Here is a 16,260-nt window from a genome sequence, read left to right as displayed (position 1 = left end):
TGCGACGGCGTATGCGGTTTCGCATAGGGGGACGATATGCGCCGACTCGTACCATCGGAGCATGCGCGTGCTGGTGGTGGAAGACGAACCTCTCATGGCCGAGGCCATCCGCGACGGCCTGCGTCTCGAGGCCATCGCGGCCGACATCGCGGGCGACGGCCACACCGCGCTCGAGCTGTTGAGCATCAACGCCTACGACATCGCCGTCCTGGACCGCGACATCCCCGGGCCGTCCGGCGACGAGATCGCCGAGCACATCGTCTCGTCGGGCAGCGGCATCCCGATCCTGATGCTCACCGCCGCCGACAGGATCGACGACAAGGCCACGGGCTTCGGACTCGGTGCCGACGACTACCTGACGAAGCCGTTCGATCTGCAGGAGCTCGTGCTCCGCCTGCGCGCCCTCGATCGCCGCCGTGCGCACAGCCGGCCGCCCGTGCGGGAGATCGCAGGACTGCGGCTGGATCCGTTCCGGCGCGAGGTCTATCGCGACGACCGCTACGTCGCGCTCACCCGGAAGCAGTTCGCGGTGCTCGAGGTGCTGATGGCTGCCGACGGCGGGGTCGTCAGCGCGGAGGACTTGCTGGAGCGGGCCTGGGACGAGAACGCCGACCCGTTCACCAACGCGGTGCGCATCACGGTCTCTGCCCTCCGGAAGCGACTCGGAGAACCCTGGGTGATCGCCACCGTTCCCGGAGTCGGCTACCGGATCGACGCGGACGGAAGTGCCGGTGGTGATTAGGGAGCCGGGGCTCAGTGTCCGGCTGAAGCTGACCCTGAGCTACGCGGCGTTCCTGATGGTCGCCGGCGGGGTGCTGCTCGCGATCGTCTGGGTCTTCCTGCTGCGCTACGTGCCCAACGGGCCGATCACCGGGCCTGGTCCGTTCGTGCCGAACCGTGGCGACCTCATCCGCGCCTTCGCCCCGGCCGCCGTCTGGGCACTGCTCTTCCTGCTCGCGTTCGGACTGCTGGGTGGATGGTTCCTCGCCGGGCGGATGCTGGCGCCGCTGCGGCGGATCACCGAAGCCACCCGGCTCGCCGCGGGCGGTTCGCTGTCGCACCGGATCGAGCTCGAAGGCGCCGACGACGAGTTCCGCGAGCTGGCGGACAGCTTCGATGCGATGCTCGCGAGGCTGGAGGCGCACGTGGCGGAGCAGCGCCGGTTCGCCGCAAACGCCTCGCACGAGCTGCGCACGCCGCTCGCGATCACGCGGACGCTGCTCGACGTCGCGCGGAGCGATCCCGATCGCGACGTCGACGAACTGATCGAGCGACTCCGCATCGTCAATGCCCGGGCCATCGGCCTCACCGAGGCGCTCCTGGTGCTGAGCCGGGCGGATCAGCGTTCGTTCCGCCGCGAGCCCGTGGATCTGTCGCTGATCGCGGAGGAGGCGGCCGAGGCGCTGCTGCCCCTCGCGGAGGCGCGCGGCACGACCCTCCGCACGCACGGCACGGTCGCGCCCGCGTACGGATCGCCCGCGCTGCTGCTGCAGCTCGTGTCGAACCTGGTCCACAACGCGATCGTCCACAATCTCCCGCACGGCGGCACCGTGGATCTTGTGACGACCGTGCAGGCGGATGCCGCCGAGATCGTCGTCGAGAACACGGGTGAGAAGCTCAGCCCGCAGCTCGTCTCGACGCTGACCGAGCCGTTCCAGCGGGGCAGCGAGCGGGTGCGCACCGACGACCATGCCGGCGTGGGGCTGGGACTCGCCATCGTCCGCAGCATCGCCGACGCTCATGGGGGGACGCTCAGCATCGCCCCGCGCCCCGATGGCGGTCTGCGGGTGACGGTGCGACTGCCGCAGCACGGGTGAGGGCGCGGATCCACCCATTGCGTGCATCCGTCCGGTCGGCGAGTGTGGGACGCATGAGCGCAGTCACCCCCTTCCTCTGGTTCGACGACAGCGCCGAAGAGGCGGTCGCGTTCTACACGACGCTCATCCCGGACTCGGAGGTCGTGACGATCGACCGGTATCCCGACGAGGTGCCGGGCATGGGCGGAAAGGTGATGCACGTGCACTTCCGGCTGGGGGGACGCGACTACTACGGGATGGATGCCGGACCCCAGTTCCCCTTCACCGAGGCGTTCTCGCTGTACGTGCCCTGCCGGGATCAGGCCGAGGTCGACCGCTACTGGGACGCCCTGACGGCGGGCGGCGGGCAGGAGCAGCCCTGCGGGTGGCTCAAGGATCGCTGGGGCCTCTCGTGGCAGATCATCCCCGACCGGCTGGTCGAGCTGATCCGTCACCCCGATCCCGACATCGCGCACCGCGCGGTGCAGGCGATGCTCCGCATGCGGCGCATCGACCTCGCCGCGCTCGAGGCGGCCGTGGCGGACGGATGAGGCGACGCGCTCAGGGAGCGGCGATCGGATGCCTCGTCCTGCTGCTGGTCGCAGCCTCGGGCTGCAGCGTCGCCGCGCCGCGGCCGGTGCCTTCGGCCGATGCACCCACGGTCGGGCCGAGCCGGTCTTCGGCGGCGGACACGTGGTGGCGGGCCGCAGGCGTGACCGGCGCTCTCGCGTCGGGCCTCGCCGCGCCGTGGTCGGTGGTGCCGCTCGCCGGCGGCGGGGCACTCCTCTCGCAGCGCGATGACGGCGCCGTGCTCGAACTGACGGCGGCCGGATCGGTGCGCCCGGTCGGCACGGTGCCCGGCGTGGTGTCGGGCGGAGAGTCAGGGCTCCATGGACTCGCGCTGCTCACGACCGGCGATACACCGATGCTGTACGCCTACCTCGGCGCCGTCGACGACAACCGCGTGGTGCGGATGCCGTTGCAGGGCGACCCGGGATCGTTCGAGCTCGGTGAGCCGGACGTCGTGCTGGACGGCATCCCGCGGGCGAACACACACGACGGCGGCCGTCTGGCGTTCGGCCCGGACGGCTACCTGTATGTCACCACGGGCGACGCCCAGCAGCGCGACGCCGCTCAGGATCCGGACGCGCTGGGCGGGAAGATCCTGCGCATCACCGCCGACGGCGATCCGGCGCCGGGCAATCCGTGGGGCACGCGGGTCTGGTCGATGGGACACCGCAACGTGCAGGGCATCGCGTGGACCGCAGACGGGACGATGTGGGCGAGCGAGTTCGGGCAGAACACGTGGGACGAGATCAACCGCATCGAACCGGGCACGAACTACGGCTGGCCGGTCGTCGAAGGGATCGCCGGACGTGAGGGACTCGCCGATCCTGTCGCCCAGTGGGCGACCAGCGAGGCGAGTCCGAGCGGCATCGCCGCCGTCGGCGACACGGTGTTCGTCGCGGGTCTCCGCGGCGAGCGGCTCTGGCAGCTCGACACGCGCGCGGGAGTGGCGGTCGGTGAGTCGACAGCCGCGTTCACCGGCGAGTACGGGCGGCTCCGCGACGTCGTCGCCCTGCCGGACGGCTCGCTGTGGTTGCTGACGAGCAACACCGACGGGCGCGGATCGCCGCGACCCGACGACGACAGGCTGCTGCGGGTTGAGCTCGTTCCGGCGCCGTGACGCATGCTCCCGCCGCCACGGCGGCACGCTACGGTGAGACCGTGAGCTCGCAGCCCCGCTGTCCGCATTGTCGCCACTTCGTCTACCTCGACACCCTGCGGTGTCCGAACTGCGAAGCCGAGATCGGCTACCACCTGCCGACACGCGAGTTCCACGGCATCCGACACGGTCAGGTCGTCATCGACGGCGAGAACTGGTACACGTGCTCGAACCGCGAGTGGGCGTGCAATTGGCTCGTGTGGGAGAACGCGCCGGCCGGCCGATGCTTCTCGTGCCGGCTCACGCGCCGCCAGCCGGCCAGCAACGACACCGTCGCGCTCGAGAAGCTGGCGAAGACGGAGGAGGCGAAGCGTCGCCTGATCCTCCAGCTCGCGGACCTGGGCCTGCCGATCGTCGGCTGGGACGTCGAGAAGGGCGGCCTCGGGTTCGACCTCATCTCGAGCCTGTCCGACGGCAAGCCCGTCACGATCGGGCACTCCAACGGCATCATCACGATCGATCTGGCTGAGAGCCTCGACGACCGCAGAGAGGCGCTGCGCGTGCGCCTCGGCGAGCCCTACCGGACGATCCTCGGGCACCTCCGGCACGAGGTCGGCCACTACTACCAGAACGTGCTGCTCACCGACGACGAGCTGTGGGCCCGCTGCCGCGAGCTGTTCGGCGACGAGCGCACGAGCTACCGTGACGCGTTGAAGCGTCACTACCAGGTCGGTGCGCCGTCCGACTGGAGCCAGTCGTTCATCTCGGAGTACGCGACGATGCATCCCTGGGAGGACTTCGCCGAGACGTTCGCCCACTACCTCCACATCACCGGCACTCTCCAGACCGCAGCGGTCATCGGCATCCATCTGGACGCGTCGGTGACGAACCTCCGCGACACGGATGTCGTGCCCCTCGGCTCGTACGAGCGCGAGCCGATCCAGCGGCTGCTCACCGATTGGGAGTGGCTGTCGCAGGGATTCAACCGCATCAACCGCTCGATGGGCTTCGGCGACCTCTATCCGTTCACGATCGTGACACCGGTGCGCCACAAGCTCGCTTTCGTCCACGACATCGTGACGCGGGCGCCGCTCAGCCCGGGAGAGCAGTACGCCCTCGCGATGGCGGTGGAGACGGAGCGATCATGACCTCGTTCGCGCGGGGGCAGCGGGTGATCGGCGCAGCGACGCACTACGTCGAGAATCAGCCGCCATGGCGCGTCGACGTCGACGAGTTCGCGCTCAACGGGCCGCTGGGTGCCGCCGTGCGCGCGTTCGGCGCCGGCTGGGCCGAGGACGGGCTGCGTGAAGCCGGGGGAGTCGTCGGCTCGGGCTCGTTCCAGCGCGACGCGGAGCTCGCGAACCTCCACACCCCCGTGGCGTACCCGCACGACCGCTGGGGCTACCGCCTCGACGAGGTCGAGTACGACCCGTCGTACCACCGCGTGATCGGCGAGGCCATCGCCCGCGGGGCCCATACCTCGGCGTGGTCCGATCCGCGGCCGGGGGCGCACGTCGCGCGCGCCGCCATGTTCATGCTCTTCGCGCAGGTCGAACCGGGGCACGCCTGCCCGGTCTCGATGACCCACGCCGCTGTCGCCTCGATCGAGGGCTCGCCGTGGATCGCCGACACCTGGCTGCCGCGCCTGTACTCCCGCGCGTACGAGCCGCGTCTCATCGTGGAGGGAGCGAAGCCCAGCGCGCTCATCGGGATGGCGATGACCGAGAAGCAGGGCGGCTCGGACGTACGCGCCGGCACGACCGTGGGGGAGGCCATGGGCGGTCACGCGTATCAGCTCACCGGCCACAAGTGGTTCTGCTCGGCGCCGATGTCGGACGGATTCCTGGTGCTGGCGCATACGCGCAGCAGCGGGCTCGACGAAGGGCTGACCTGCCTGTTCGTGCCTCGCGTCCTGCCGCACGGCATGCGCAACGTGTTCCGCATCCAGCGGCTGAAGGACAAGCTCGGCAACCGCTCCAACGCCTCGGCGGAGGTGGAGTTCGACGGCACTGTCGGATTCCTCGTCGGAGAGCCTGGCCGCGGGGTGCGCACCATCATCGAGATGGTGCAGCGCACACGCCTCGACTGCGTGCTCGGCACCGCGGCGGGTATGCGTCAGTCGCTCGCCGAGGCGCTCTGGCACGCCCGCGGGCGCGAGGCGTTCGGCGCGCTGCTGGTGGATCAGCCCGCCATGACGGGGGTGCTCGCCGACCTCGCGCTCGAGTACGAGGCGGCGATGCTCACGGGCATGCGCCTGGCACAGCTCTTTGAGGCGGAGGCATCCGATCGTGACGTGGCCCTGCGTCGCCTCGCGACGCCGGTGTCGAAGTACTGGGTGTGCAAGCGCGGCCCCCAGCACGCGTACGAGGCGCTGGAGTGCCTGGGCGGCAACGGCTACACCGAGTCGTTCCCGCTCGCCCGCCGTTATCGCGAGCAGCCCGTCATGGCGATCTGGGAGGGCTCGGGCAATGTCATCGCCCTGGACGTGCTGCGCGCGCTCACGCGCGACCGCGACTCGGGCGACGCCTTCGCCGACGAGCTCGCAAGCATCGCAGGCGCCTCCGTCGCGCTCGATCGCCACGTCGACCGCACACTGGTCCTGCTGCAGCGGCTGACGGCGGATCCCGGCGAGGGCGCGTCGCAGGCCCGTCGCCTCAGCGAGGATCTCGCACTGGCGTTCCAGGCCTCACTCATGCTGCGGCACGCGCCGGGGCGCGACGCGGAGGCCTTCATCGCCGCGCGCCTGGGCGAGGAGCGCGGGGCGCAGTACGGCGTGCTGCCGATGGGGACGGATGCCGCGGCCATCGTCGCGCGCCACTGACGCGTCCTTCCGTTCCCAGACCCCTCGCACGCAGCGCGCTTAGGCTTGCCGGGTGACATCTGCGCCGCGTCTCGCCCTGTTCGCGGCGGTCGTGGCGCTCGCGGCGATGTGCACGTCATGCGCCTCGACTCCCGCCGTGACCCCGTCGGCATCGCCGTCACGGACGGCCTCGGCGGAGCCGGAGCCGTCGCCCACGCCCGAGGCGACGCCGGCCGAGGCAGCCGTGGCGACGATGTCCCTGCGCGAGCGCGCGGGGAGCGTCGTGATGGGGCACATCCCCACCACGGATGCCGCCGCGCTCCACGCCTACATGGAGTCCTCCGGCGTCGGCGGCTTCCTCCTGATGGGTGCGAACATCCCGGGAGACGAAGCGGCGCTCCGGGCGATCACCGCGGCACTGACGGTGGACCCGGCACGACCCCCGCTGGTCGCTGTCGATCAGGAGGGCGGTGACGTGTCGCGGCTGCCGTGGGATGCCTTCCCCGCGCCGCTCGACCTGCAGCAGGCAGACCCATCGGCTGCCGAGGCGGCGTTCGCCGGCCGCGCGGCGCTCGTACGGCAGGCCGGGATCCCCGTGAACTTCGGCATCGTGGCGGACGTCACGGCCGACGCGGACTCGTTCATCCACCGGCGCGTGCTCGGCACGACGCCTGATGCCGCGTCGGAACGCGTGGCCGCCGCGGTACGGGGGGAGGAGGGCTCGGTGTTCTCGACGCTCAAGCACTTCCCCGGACACGGAGCCGCCCCTGGCGACTCGCACACCGCGATCCCGTCGACCGACCTCACGCTGGACCAGTGGCGTGCCGCAGACGCGCTGCCATTCGAGGCCGGCATAGACGCCGGCGCCGAGATGCTGATGTTCGGCCATCTGGCCTACACCGCTGTCGATCCCGGGCCCGCGAGCCTGTCACCCGAGTGGCACCGTCTCGCGCGGGAGGAGCTCGGCTTCGACGGTGTGACCATCACCGACGATCTGGGAATGCTGCAGGGTTCGGGTCAGCCGCAGTACGCGGATCCCGTCGCCAACGCCGTGGCTGCTCTGGCCGCGGGCAACGACATGGTCCTGACGGTCGTGTACTCGTCGCCCGACACGGCGCCGCGCGTCATCGACGGCATCGTCGCCGCCGTGGAGTCGGGCGCGCTGCCGGCCGACCGGCTCGAGGACGCCGCGACACGCGTGATGGAGCTGCGCCTCGCCGTGGCCGAGGCGGGCGAAGGCGACCTGCCCTGCACGACCTGCGGCCCTGCGGGCTGAGTTCAGCCCGCGGCGACGTCGATCAGTCGCCCCCGGATGACCCGGCCGCGGTCGGCGAAGGTCCGCTGGGCACGCACGTACGCGGCCTTGCCCTCCGCCGTCTCGATGGGGACGGCGTCGTAGCCCCAGTCGGCGAGGTCGTAGGGCGAGGCGCGCATGTCGAGCACCCTGATGTCACGGGCGAGCTCGAACGCGTCGAGGAGCAGCTCGCCCGGAACGAGGGGGCCGAGCTTCACCGCCCACTTGTACAGGTCCATCCCGGCGTGAAGGCACCCCGGCTGCTCGAGATCCGCCTGACGCTCGCGGGTCGGCGTCTCGCGGTTGCGCGGAGCCGCCTCGGGCGTGAAGAAGCGGAACGCGTCGAAGTGCGTGCAGCGAAGCTCATGGGCTTCGACGACGGCATCGGTCGCCGCCTGCCCGAGCCGCAGCGGCACGGGATGCCGGTGCTGCGGCTGACGGTAGACCATGGCCCACTCGTGCAGGCCGAAGCAGCCGAAGCCGGGGGGCCGGTCCGCGGTGGCACGGAGGATCCTGCCGACGTTCGCGACGAGGGCGCCCCGCTCAGCGCGGAAGGCCGCACCGTCGACGGCGATCGAACCCTCCATCGTGCCGGGTCGGTACCAGCGCCAGGCGGCCCGGGCGTCGGCCGCGGCATCCGCCAGTTCCACGCCCTCGCCCGGGTGCCATCGGTGCAGCGCCGAAGGCTTGTACGAGTAGTAGGTGAACAGGAAGTCTTCGACGGGGTGCGCTTCGCCCCGTGCCGCGCGCTCGCGGTGGGCGCTCGTCAGTGCCCGGGCGCGAGCCTCGTGCGCCGCTTCGCGCGCACGCCAGGCGTCGCCGGCGAGCGCCGGGAAGGCAGGAGGCGCGATCGTCACCGTTCGAGGATACGCGGGCGCCCCGCACGCTCAGCGCGGCTCAGGGCCCGACCGGCTCGATGAGCTCCGGGGAGTTGTTGCGGACGTTGCCCACGGCCTTCGAGACCTCGTGGTCCTCGAGCGTGTCGGCGAGGGCCGGGGCCGCATCGATCGCCGCGTCGAGCACGTCGCGCACGTTGTCCGTGGTCGGATCGAGCCAGGCATCCGCGTGGTCGGGGTCGAGGAAGAGCGGCATCCGGTCATGGATCGATCCGAGGTGACCGATCGAGTCCCGAGTGAGGATCGTGAAGCTCAGCAGCCACCGCTCGGGGTCGTCGTCGCCCTTGGTCTTGTCGCGCCACCACTCGTAGAGGCCGGCCAGGAACAGCGGCTCGCCGTCGGCGGGGTGGATGAAGTGCGGGACCTTGACGCCGTCGACGTTCTTCCACTCGTAATAGCCGGATGTCGGCACCACCGCCCGCCGCTTCTCGAGCGCACTGCGGAACATCGGCTTGTCTTCGAGCTCCTCGGCCCGCGCGTTGAAGGCGCGCGCGCCGATCTTGGTGTCTTTCGCCCAGGACGGGATCAGTCCCCAGCGCGCTGCTTCCAGCCGCCGCGTGGGCGGCTCCGTCTTGGCGGAGTCCAGCACGATCGCGGCGCGATTCGTGGGTGCGACATTGAACGAGGGCTCGGGCAGGTCGTCGCCCTCGACGTCGACACGCAGCACCCCGACGAGCTCGGGACCGGCACTGGCCACTACGAAGCGTCCGCACATGCCGCCAGCCTACGCGCGGGCTCCGACGTCAGAGGGTTGCGGTGCCGGTGCTTCCCAGCACGCCGACGCCCTCGAGCCGCTCCAGGAGGCCGGCGCCGTCGTTGTCGCTCACCCAGGGCACCTCGGCCGCGGCGTGGTCGTTGACGGCGGTGCGTCCGCCCGCGAGGACGGCCTCGGCGGGGGAGAGGCGCCGGATGGCGACCGCGACCACTCGCGAGGGGTGCTCGTCGGTGAAGGTCGTGTAGATGGCGTCGTCGTGCTGGCCGTCGTCGCCGATCAGGAGCCACCGCACGTCCGGGAACTCTTCGGCGAGGCGCCGGAGGTTCGACAGCTTGTGCGCCCGGCCGCTGCGGAACCACCGGTCGTGGGTGGGCCCCCAGTCGGTGAGCAGGAGCGCACCCGGCGGGAAGACGTGGCGGCTCAGGAACCGCATCAGCGTCGGGGCGATGTTCCAGGCGCCGGTCGACAGGTAGACCAGTGGCGCTCCCGGGTTCTCGCGGACGACGCGTTCCATCAGCACGGCCATGCCCGGAACGGGCTGGCGCGCGTGCTCGTCGACGACGAAGGAGTTCCAGGCCGCCAGCAGAGGACGGGGGATGGCGGTGACCATCACGGTGTCGTCGACATCCGACACGATGCCGAACCGCACGTCGGGCGCGACGACGAACGCGCGCGTCTCGACCGGCTCACCGCCTTCGACCGTCATCGTGAACGTCTGCCATCCGGGCTCCAGCGCCGCCGGCAGTCGCGTGTCGATGACCCCGCCGCGGTCGGCGACGACCTCGTGCTCGACCCCCGCGATGGTGACCGTGACCTGCGCGTAGCCGATCGGAACGGCCACGAAACTGCGCCAGCCGCGCACCCCGGCATACTCGCCGCCCTCGGAGACCTTCGCCGGCGGCACGATCATGACGCGACCCAGCACGCGGACCCAGCCCGGACCGCCGTATCCGGGGAACGGTGTCACCGTGGGCTTCTGGCCCCGCCGGCGCGCACGTCGCTCCCGCCACGCGTGGAACCGGTACTCCAGGCGCGCGAACCACAGAACCTTGGCGCGCACGGGCTGGGGATCCGTCTGGGGCATCCCCTCAGTCTTTCACGTCCGCCACGGAGGCCTCGTCCGGACCCTCGTGGTCGAGGTGCTTGCGCTCGGCCCGTTCGATGACCTTCTTGCTCACGAACACGAGCCCCAGGAACAGCACGATGATGCCGACGAAGATGTATCCCGCGTAGTGGAGCTGGTCGGCGAGCTCGCGGTACGTGCCGGCGGCGAGGGCCGCCACCGAGATGTACAGGGTCGACCAGATCACGCACGCGGGGATCGTCCACGCAAGGAAGCGCCGATACGGATAGCCGCTCATGCCGACCGTCAGCGGCACCAGCGAGTGCAGGACCGGGAGGAATCGCGAGATGAAGATCGCGGGACCCCCACGGCGGCGCAGGTACCGCTCAGAGCGCTCCCAGTTTGCCTCCCCGATCCGGCGGCCCAGGCGCGAGTGCTGGATCTTCGGGCCGAGGAACCGGCCGAGCCAGAAGCCGATGCTCTCGCCGATGAGGGCGCCCACCACGACCGCGACACCCAGCATCACCCCCTCGAGGGGCGACGCGACGGCCGTGCCGGCGACGATGACGATGGTGTCGCCGGGAACCACGAGCCCGATGAGCACACTGGTCTCGAGCATGATCGCGAAGCCCGCGAGAAGAGTCCTCAGCACCGGGTCGACGCTCTGCACGGCGTCGAGCAGCCAGGTGAGGAACTCGTTCACGCCACGAGCCTAGAGGCCGCCGCGCCCCTCTAACCTGGGAACATGTCGGAGAGCCTCGCCGCCGCGCACGTCGCGCAGTGGGTGGATCCGGCATCCGCCTTCGCCGCCGTGTTCGCGCAGGAGACACACGCCTTCTGGCTGGATGCCGGACCCGGCGCCGCCGACGGCTGGAGCTGGATGGGCACCGGCACGCCCGATGACGCGCTACTCGCCACGGCCACCGTGTGCAGCGGCGAGTCCGGCGACGTCGAAGGACACACCGTCCCGTTCCACGGCGGGTGGGTCGGCTGGACCGGCTACGACGACGCGGCCGCGCGGGCGGGCGCGCCGTCGTCCCACGACGCCGACGGCGTGCCCCAGGACCTCTGGCTGCGAGTGCGCCGCCTGGTCGCGTTCGACCACGGCGCGCAGCAGATCCACGTCTTCGCATCGCCGGACGACCTCCCGGGGTTGGCGGCGGCGATCACCGCCGCCTCCGCTCCGCCGCCGGAGCCGGTGCCGGTGCCGGCCCTCGACCGGGGAGTCGCGAGCGCGCGGCACACACCGGACGAGTACGCGGGGCTCATCGAGCGGTGCCGCGACGCGATTCGCGAGGGCGACGCCTACCAGCTGTGTCTGACGACCCGGTTCGAGGTCCCGGCATCCGTGGATCCGCTCGAGGCGTACGGGCGCCTGCGGCGAGCGACTCCCGCGCACCACGGCGGCTTCGTGCGCTCGGGGGAGATCGCGCTCCTCAGTGCCAGCCCCGAGCGCTTCCTGCACGTGGCGTCGAGCGGCGAGGGCGCCGGCGTCGTCCGCACCCGGCCGATCAAGGGGACGCGGCCGCGCGGCCCGGATCCGGCGAGCGATACCGCGCTGGCCGACGAGTTGCGCGCCAGCGAGAAGGAGCGCGCTGAGAACGTCATGATCGTCGACCTCATGCGCAACGACCTCTCCCGTGTGTGCCTGCCTGGAACCGTCGGCGTCGACGCGCTCCTCGAGGTCGAGTCGTACCCCGCCGTGCATCAGCTCGTCAGCACGGTGTCGGGCCGCCTGGCACCGGGAACGACGGTGGGCGAGCTGCTCGAGGCGACCTTTCCCGCAGGCTCCATGACCGGAGCCCCCAAGCTCTCGGCGATGACGATCCTGCACGGCCTCGAAGCGGCGCCGCGCGGCGTGTTCTCGGGCTGCTTCGGCTGGATCGGCGACGACGGCGGGCTCGACCTCGCCATGGTGATCCGCTCGATCGTCGTCCGTCGCGACAGCGCCTATGTCGGCGCCGGGGGCGGCATCACCTGGCGATCGGATGCCGCGGCCGAGGTCGCCGAGGTCGGCGTCAAGGCGCGCGCGCCCCTCGCCGCGTTGGGGGCAGCGCTCCCGCCAGGCTGGTGAACCGCCGTTCCGCTAACCTGGTAGACGCGCTTCGCGCGCTGCGCGCGCTTCCCGGCATCCCATGATTGGTTCTTCCCTCGTGAGTCACACCGACACCTCCGTCACCTCTGCGCCCGCCGAGGGCTACGACGCGTACTCGATCCAGCAGAAGTGGCAGGCGCGCTGGGCCGAGGCCGACCCGTTCCGCGCCGGCGGGGCCGACGACACGCGTCCGCGGAAGTACGTGCTCGGGATGTTCCCGTACCCGTCGGGCGACCTGCACATGGGGCACGCCGAGAGCTACGCCTACGTCGACATCGTGGCGCGGTTCTGGCGCCACCGCGGCTACAACGTGCTGAACCCGATCGGATGGGACTCGTTCGGCCTGCCCGCTGAGAACGCGGCCATCCAGCGCGGCGCGGACCCGCGCGAGTGGACCTACGCGAACATCGAGCAGCACAAGAAGAGCTTCCGCGAGTACGGCTCGTCGTACGACTGGAGCCGCATCCTCCACACCAGCGACCCGGAGTACTACCACTGGAACCAGTGGCTGTTCCAGCGCCTCTACGAGCGCGGGCTGGCGTACCGCAAGGAGAGCCCGGTCAACTGGTGCCCCAACGACCAGACCGTGCTCGCCAACGAGCAGGTCGTCGACGGACACTGCGAGCGGTGCGGCGCGGAGGTGATCAAGAAGAAGCTCACGCAGTGGTACTTCAAGATCACCGAGTACGCGGACCGGCTGCTGGACGATCTCAACCAGCTCGAGGGGTTCTGGCCCCAGAAGGTCATCCGCATGCAGCGGAACTGGATCGGCCGCTCGGTGGGCGCCGATATCGACTTCGAGATCGAGGGCCGCGCCGACAAGGTCACGGTCTTCTCGACGCGCCCTGACACGCTGCACGGCGCGACCTTCATGGTCGTCGCCCCCGACAGCGACCTGGCCGCCGAACTGGCCGCCGGCTCGTCGGCGGAGGTGCGCATGCGCTTCCAGGACTACCTCGAGAGCGTCCAGCGCGAGACCGAGATCGAGCGCCAGAGCACCGACCGCCCCAAGACCGGCGTCTTCCTCGACCGGTTCGCGATCAACCCCATCAACGGCGACCGACTGCCGATCTGGGCCGCCGACTACGTGCTCGCCGACTACGGCCACGGCGCCGTGATGGCCGTCCCCGCGCACGATCAGCGCGACCTCGACTTCGCCCGCGCCTTCGACCTTCCGGTCAAGGTCGTGGTCGACACCACCGCGCCGATCACCGGCGCCATCCCGGTCATCGAGCTCGACGACGACGGAGTGCCGATCGATCCGGGCCCGCTCGATTCGCTGTCCGACATCGATCCCGCCCGCACCGGTATCGCGCTCACCGGCGAGGGCCGGCTGATCAACTCAGGCTCGCTCGACGGCCTGTCGAAGCGGAACGCGATCGCGCGCATCATCGAGCAGCTCGCAGCCGCCGGCACGGGCCGCGCGGCGAAGTCCTACCGCCTGCGCGACTGGCTCATCTCGCGTCAGCGCTTCTGGGGCACCCCCATCCCGATGGTCCACACCGAGGACGGCCGCATCGTCCCCGTCCCCGCGGACCAGCTGCCGCTGCGCCTGCCCGACGCGCAGGGGCTCGACCTCGCGCCGAAGGGGACGTCGCCGCTCGGCGGCGCGACCGAGTGGATGCAGACGACCGACCCCGAGACGGGCGAGCCCGCTCTGCGCGACCCCGACACGATGGACACGTTCGTCGACAGCTCGTGGTACTTCCTGCGGTTCCTCGCGCCGAAGGACGCCGACGAGGCGTTCTCGTCGCGCGAGGCGGACCGCTGGGCGCCGGTGGATTCGTACATCGGCGGCGTCGAGCACGCGATCCTGCACCTGCTGTACGCGCGCTTCATCACCAAGGTCCTCTTCGACATGGGGCTGATCGACTTCACCGAGCCCTTCTCCAGCCTGATCAACCAGGGCATGGTCCTCCTGGACGGCTCGAAGATGTCGAAGTCCAAGGGCAACCTGGTCGAGTTCGCGTCGAGCATGGTCGATCCGGGCGCCGACGCCGTGCGCGTCGCGATCGCCTTCGCCGGCCCGGTCGAGGACGACATCAACTGGGAGGACGTGTCGACCACCGGGGCCCAGAAGTTCCTGGCGCGCGCGTGGCGCGTGGCCACGGATGTCACGAGCGACCCCGACGTCGTCTGGGCGGAGGGCGATGCGTCGCTGCGCCGCGTGACGCACCGCCTGCTCGCGGACGCTCCCGGCCTCGTCGAGCAGACGAAGTTCAACGTCGTCGTGGCGCGCCTCATGGAGCTCGTCAACGCGACGCGCAAGGTGATCGACACCGGCGCAGGCCCGGCGGACCCTGCGGTGCGCGAGGCCGCCGAGGCCACTGCGATGATCCTCGATCTGTTCGCGCCGCATCTGGCGGAGGAGATGTGGCAGATCCTCGGCTACGACGGCTTCGTCGGCCTCGTGCCGTGGCGCAACGCCGACCCGACTCTGCTCGTCGAGGAGAGCGTGACGGCGATCGTCCAGGTCGACGGCAAGGTGCGCGGAACCCTGCAGGTCGCCGCCCGCATCGATGCTGCGGAGCTCGAGCGTCTCGCCCGCGCGGACGCGAAGGTCCTCCGTGCCCTCGGCGACCGTGAGATCACGCGCACCGTCGTGCGGCCGCCCAAGGTCGTGAGCTTCAGCACGCACTGACCTTCCTCCCCAGGAAGGTCGCGCCGGGGAAAGTCCACATCCCTGCGCCAGCGCGCCGCCCGGCTGCGACCGGCCGCTTAGCGTGAGTCCGGTGACAGCCGGTGACCGCGACGAGCCGCCCGCGGGCCATCCCTCCGCGGCGCGGCGTCGTATCGGGATCGGCGCCGTCGTCGTGCTGGTGATCGCGGCGCTGGCGATCACGGTCGGCATCGGCATCCTGCGCGGTGCGCTGGCGCCGGTCGACGAGGTCGTCGTCGACCAGACGCCGGCCGCGGCCGCCACGACCAGGGCCGACCTCTACGTGCACGTGTCGGGAGCGGTGAGCGTTCCTGGACTGTACGTGCTGCCCGCCGGCGCCCGCGTCGTCGATGCCGTCGCGGCGGCGGGCGGCTTCGCCGACGACGCCGACCGCGACGCGGTGAACCTCGCGCGGACGCTCGACGACGGCGAACAGCTGCCCGTGCTCCGCGAGGGCGAGGCGCCGCCGGTCGGCGCGTCTGCCGCTGCACCCGCTGACGGTCGGGTCGACCTCAATACCGCGGATGCCGCGCTGCTCGAGACGCTGCCGCGCATCGGGCCCGCCCTCGCCGAGCGCATCCTCGCGTGGCGCGACGACAACGGCGGCTTCACCAGCATCGAAGACCTCCTCGCCGTGCCGGGCATCGGCGACAAGATGCTGGAATCCCTCCGCGACCTCGTGACGGTGTGAGGTGCCGCGCGCTGGGGCTCTCAGACTGGTACCCGTCGCCGCACTGTGCTGGGCGGCGGCCGGTGCTGCGACACTCGCTCCCGGCGTCGCGCCCTGGATCGCCCTCGCCCTGTGGGCGATCGTCGCGCTGGCCGCCGTCGCCGTCCTGACCCTGAGCGTCCGTGCGGGGTCCCGCCCTCGCTCTGCGCGGGGGCCGGGACTGCTCCGGATGCCGCACAACGCGCTGCGCCGTGCCCTGGTCGTCACGGTGCTCGCCGCCGCCGCATCCGCGGCAGCCGCCTCCCATGTCGCCTGGACCCAGCCTGAGCGCGCGAGCATCGCCGATCTGGCGCTCGACGGCGGACGTGCCGTCGACGTGCGCGCGCAGGTCGTCGGGAAGGTCGAGCGCCGTGCCGACGGCACGCTCGCGTTCGATGCTCGTGCCTCGCAGTTCGCGACCGGCACCGAGACGCATGCGGCCGACGTCGAGATCACCGTGCGCGTCGCCATCGACGACGTGGATCGTCTCGGGCAGCTCGACGTCGGCGCCGCGGTCGACGCCCGCGGCACAGCGGCACCCGGCCGTCCCGCCGAGCGGTCGGTGAT

General features: G+C 71.2%; 14 protein-coding genes and 1 pseudogene. 11 read left to right on the top strand and 4 right to left on the bottom strand.

Translation table 11 applies throughout. The features are described 5' to 3' along the window. The first annotated feature begins 61 nt into the window (after positions 1-61). Genes ACI3KX_RS02640 through ACI3KX_RS02610 form a run of 7 tightly spaced genes read left to right on the top strand, consistent with a single transcriptional unit; the run spans position 62 to position 7,538 of the window. The gene (locus ACI3KX_RS02640; protein WP_363357297.1) at positions 62-742 is read left to right on the top strand and encodes a response regulator transcription factor; all 681 of its coding nucleotides are present in this window, start codon (positions 62-64) and stop codon (positions 740-742) included. Beyond that, on the top strand, positions 735-1,817 hold the full coding sequence (locus tag ACI3KX_RS02635; RefSeq protein WP_404907730.1) for a sensor histidine kinase: 1,083 nt from the start codon (positions 735-737) through the stop codon (positions 1,815-1,817). The genes ACI3KX_RS02640 and ACI3KX_RS02635 overlap by 8 nt, the downstream gene beginning before the upstream one ends. A 53-nt stretch (positions 1,818-1,870) precedes the next feature. Beyond that, positions 1,871-2,347 carry a VOC family protein gene (locus tag ACI3KX_RS02630; RefSeq protein WP_349427421.1) on the top strand — a complete coding sequence of 159 codons (477 nt, stop codon included), beginning with the start codon at positions 1,871-1,873 and terminating at the stop codon, positions 2,345-2,347. Next, on the top strand, positions 2,344-3,483 hold the full coding sequence (locus tag ACI3KX_RS02625) for a PQQ-dependent sugar dehydrogenase (RefSeq protein WP_404907566.1): 1,140 nt from the start codon (positions 2,344-2,346) through the stop codon (positions 3,481-3,483). Before ACI3KX_RS02630 ends, ACI3KX_RS02625 begins: the two co-directional genes overlap by 4 nt. A gap of 41 nt (positions 3,484-3,524) precedes the next feature. After that, a complete protein-coding gene (locus ACI3KX_RS02620) occupies positions 3,525-4,610 on the top strand; it encodes a putative zinc-binding metallopeptidase (RefSeq protein ID WP_404907564.1) in 1,086 nt (361 codons plus the stop codon). Then, entirely contained in the window at positions 4,607-6,283 is a 1,677-nt protein-coding gene (locus ACI3KX_RS02615; protein ID WP_404907563.1) for an acyl-CoA dehydrogenase family protein, read from the top strand. Before ACI3KX_RS02620 ends, ACI3KX_RS02615 begins: the two co-directional genes overlap by 4 nt. 52 nt (positions 6,284-6,335) lie before the next feature. After that, positions 6,336-7,538 (top strand): glycoside hydrolase family 3 N-terminal domain-containing protein, encoded by a 1,203-nt coding sequence (locus tag ACI3KX_RS02610; protein ID WP_404907561.1) that lies wholly within the window; start codon positions 6,336-6,338, stop codon positions 7,536-7,538. A gap of 2 nt (positions 7,539-7,540) precedes the next feature. Here the strand turns inward: ACI3KX_RS02610 and ACI3KX_RS02605 are convergent, their stop codons facing one another. The 4 genes from ACI3KX_RS02605 to ACI3KX_RS02590 are packed head-to-tail and all read right to left on the bottom strand — an operon-like array spanning position 7,541 to position 10,933. Beyond that, positions 7,541-8,413: a 3-methyladenine DNA glycosylase gene (locus ACI3KX_RS02605; RefSeq protein WP_404907559.1), complete on the bottom strand. Its 873-nt coding sequence runs from the start codon at positions 8,411-8,413 to the stop codon at positions 7,541-7,543. 40 nt (positions 8,414-8,453) lie between these two features. Then, entirely contained in the window at positions 8,454-9,167 is a 714-nt protein-coding gene (locus ACI3KX_RS02600) for an SOS response-associated peptidase (RefSeq protein WP_404907557.1), read from the bottom strand. 28 nt (positions 9,168-9,195) lie between these two features. After that, on the bottom strand, positions 9,196-10,251 hold the full coding sequence (locus tag ACI3KX_RS02595; RefSeq protein ID WP_349427427.1) for a phosphatase domain-containing protein: 1,056 nt from the start codon (positions 10,249-10,251) through the stop codon (positions 9,196-9,198). A gap of 4 nt (positions 10,252-10,255) precedes the next feature. After that, the gene (locus tag ACI3KX_RS02590; protein WP_349427428.1) at positions 10,256-10,933 is read right to left on the bottom strand and encodes a DedA family protein; all 678 of its coding nucleotides are present in this window, start codon (positions 10,931-10,933) and stop codon (positions 10,256-10,258) included. 42 nt (positions 10,934-10,975) lie between these two features. On the opposite strand from ACI3KX_RS02590, the gene ACI3KX_RS02585 reads away from it, so the two are divergent. The 4 genes and pseudogenes from ACI3KX_RS02585 to ACI3KX_RS02570 all read left to right on the top strand — a co-directional run. Continuing rightward, the gene (locus tag ACI3KX_RS02585) at positions 10,976-12,304 is read left to right on the top strand and encodes an anthranilate synthase component I family protein (RefSeq protein WP_404907555.1); all 1,329 of its coding nucleotides are present in this window, start codon (positions 10,976-10,978) and stop codon (positions 12,302-12,304) included. A gap of 79 nt (positions 12,305-12,383) precedes the next feature. After that, positions 12,384-14,966 (top strand): leucine--tRNA ligase, encoded by a 2,583-nt coding sequence (leuS, locus tag ACI3KX_RS02580; RefSeq protein ID WP_404907553.1) that lies wholly within the window; start codon positions 12,384-12,386, stop codon positions 14,964-14,966. A 157-nt stretch (positions 14,967-15,123) separates the two neighbouring features. Continuing rightward, positions 15,124-15,675: a ComEA family DNA-binding protein gene (locus ACI3KX_RS02575; RefSeq protein ID WP_404907728.1), complete on the top strand. Its 552-nt coding sequence runs from the start codon at positions 15,124-15,126 to the stop codon at positions 15,673-15,675. A gap of 1 nt (position 15,676) precedes the next feature. Beyond that, positions 15,677-16,260: pseudogene (locus ACI3KX_RS02570) on the top strand (competence protein ComEC); the annotation flags it as partial.

Source organism: Microbacterium sp. ZW CA_36 (assembly GCF_044987475.1).
GTDB lineage: Bacteria > Actinomycetota > Actinomycetes > Actinomycetales > Microbacteriaceae > Microbacterium.
The sequence above is the reverse complement of the archived record's forward strand: the minus strand, read 5'-3'. Positions and strand labels throughout refer to the sequence as shown.

What these genes read in the sequence shown, in the direction of transcription:
- ACI3KX_RS02640 (WP_363357297.1), top strand. Translation starts at nt 62, where the DNA reads ATGCGCGTGCTGGTGGTGGAAGACGAACCTCTCATGGCCGAGGCCATC.
- ACI3KX_RS02630 (WP_349427421.1), top strand. Translation starts at nt 1,871, where the DNA reads ATGAGCGCAGTCACCCCCTTCCTCTGGTTCGACGACAGCGCCGAAGAG.
- ACI3KX_RS02625 (WP_404907566.1), top strand. Translation starts at nt 2,344, where the DNA reads ATGAGGCGACGCGCTCAGGGAGCGGCGATCGGATGCCTCGTCCTGCTG.
- ACI3KX_RS02615 (WP_404907563.1), top strand. Translation starts at nt 4,607, where the DNA reads ATGACCTCGTTCGCGCGGGGGCAGCGGGTGATCGGCGCAGCGACGCAC.
- ACI3KX_RS02600 (WP_404907557.1), bottom strand. Translation starts at nt 9,167, where the DNA reads ATGTGCGGACGCTTCGTAGTGGCCAGTGCCGGTCCCGAGCTCGTCGGG.
- ACI3KX_RS02595 (WP_349427427.1), bottom strand. Translation starts at nt 10,251, where the DNA reads ATGCCCCAGACGGATCCCCAGCCCGTGCGCGCCAAGGTTCTGTGGTTC.
- ACI3KX_RS02585 (WP_404907555.1), top strand. Translation starts at nt 10,976, where the DNA reads ATGTCGGAGAGCCTCGCCGCCGCGCACGTCGCGCAGTGGGTGGATCCG.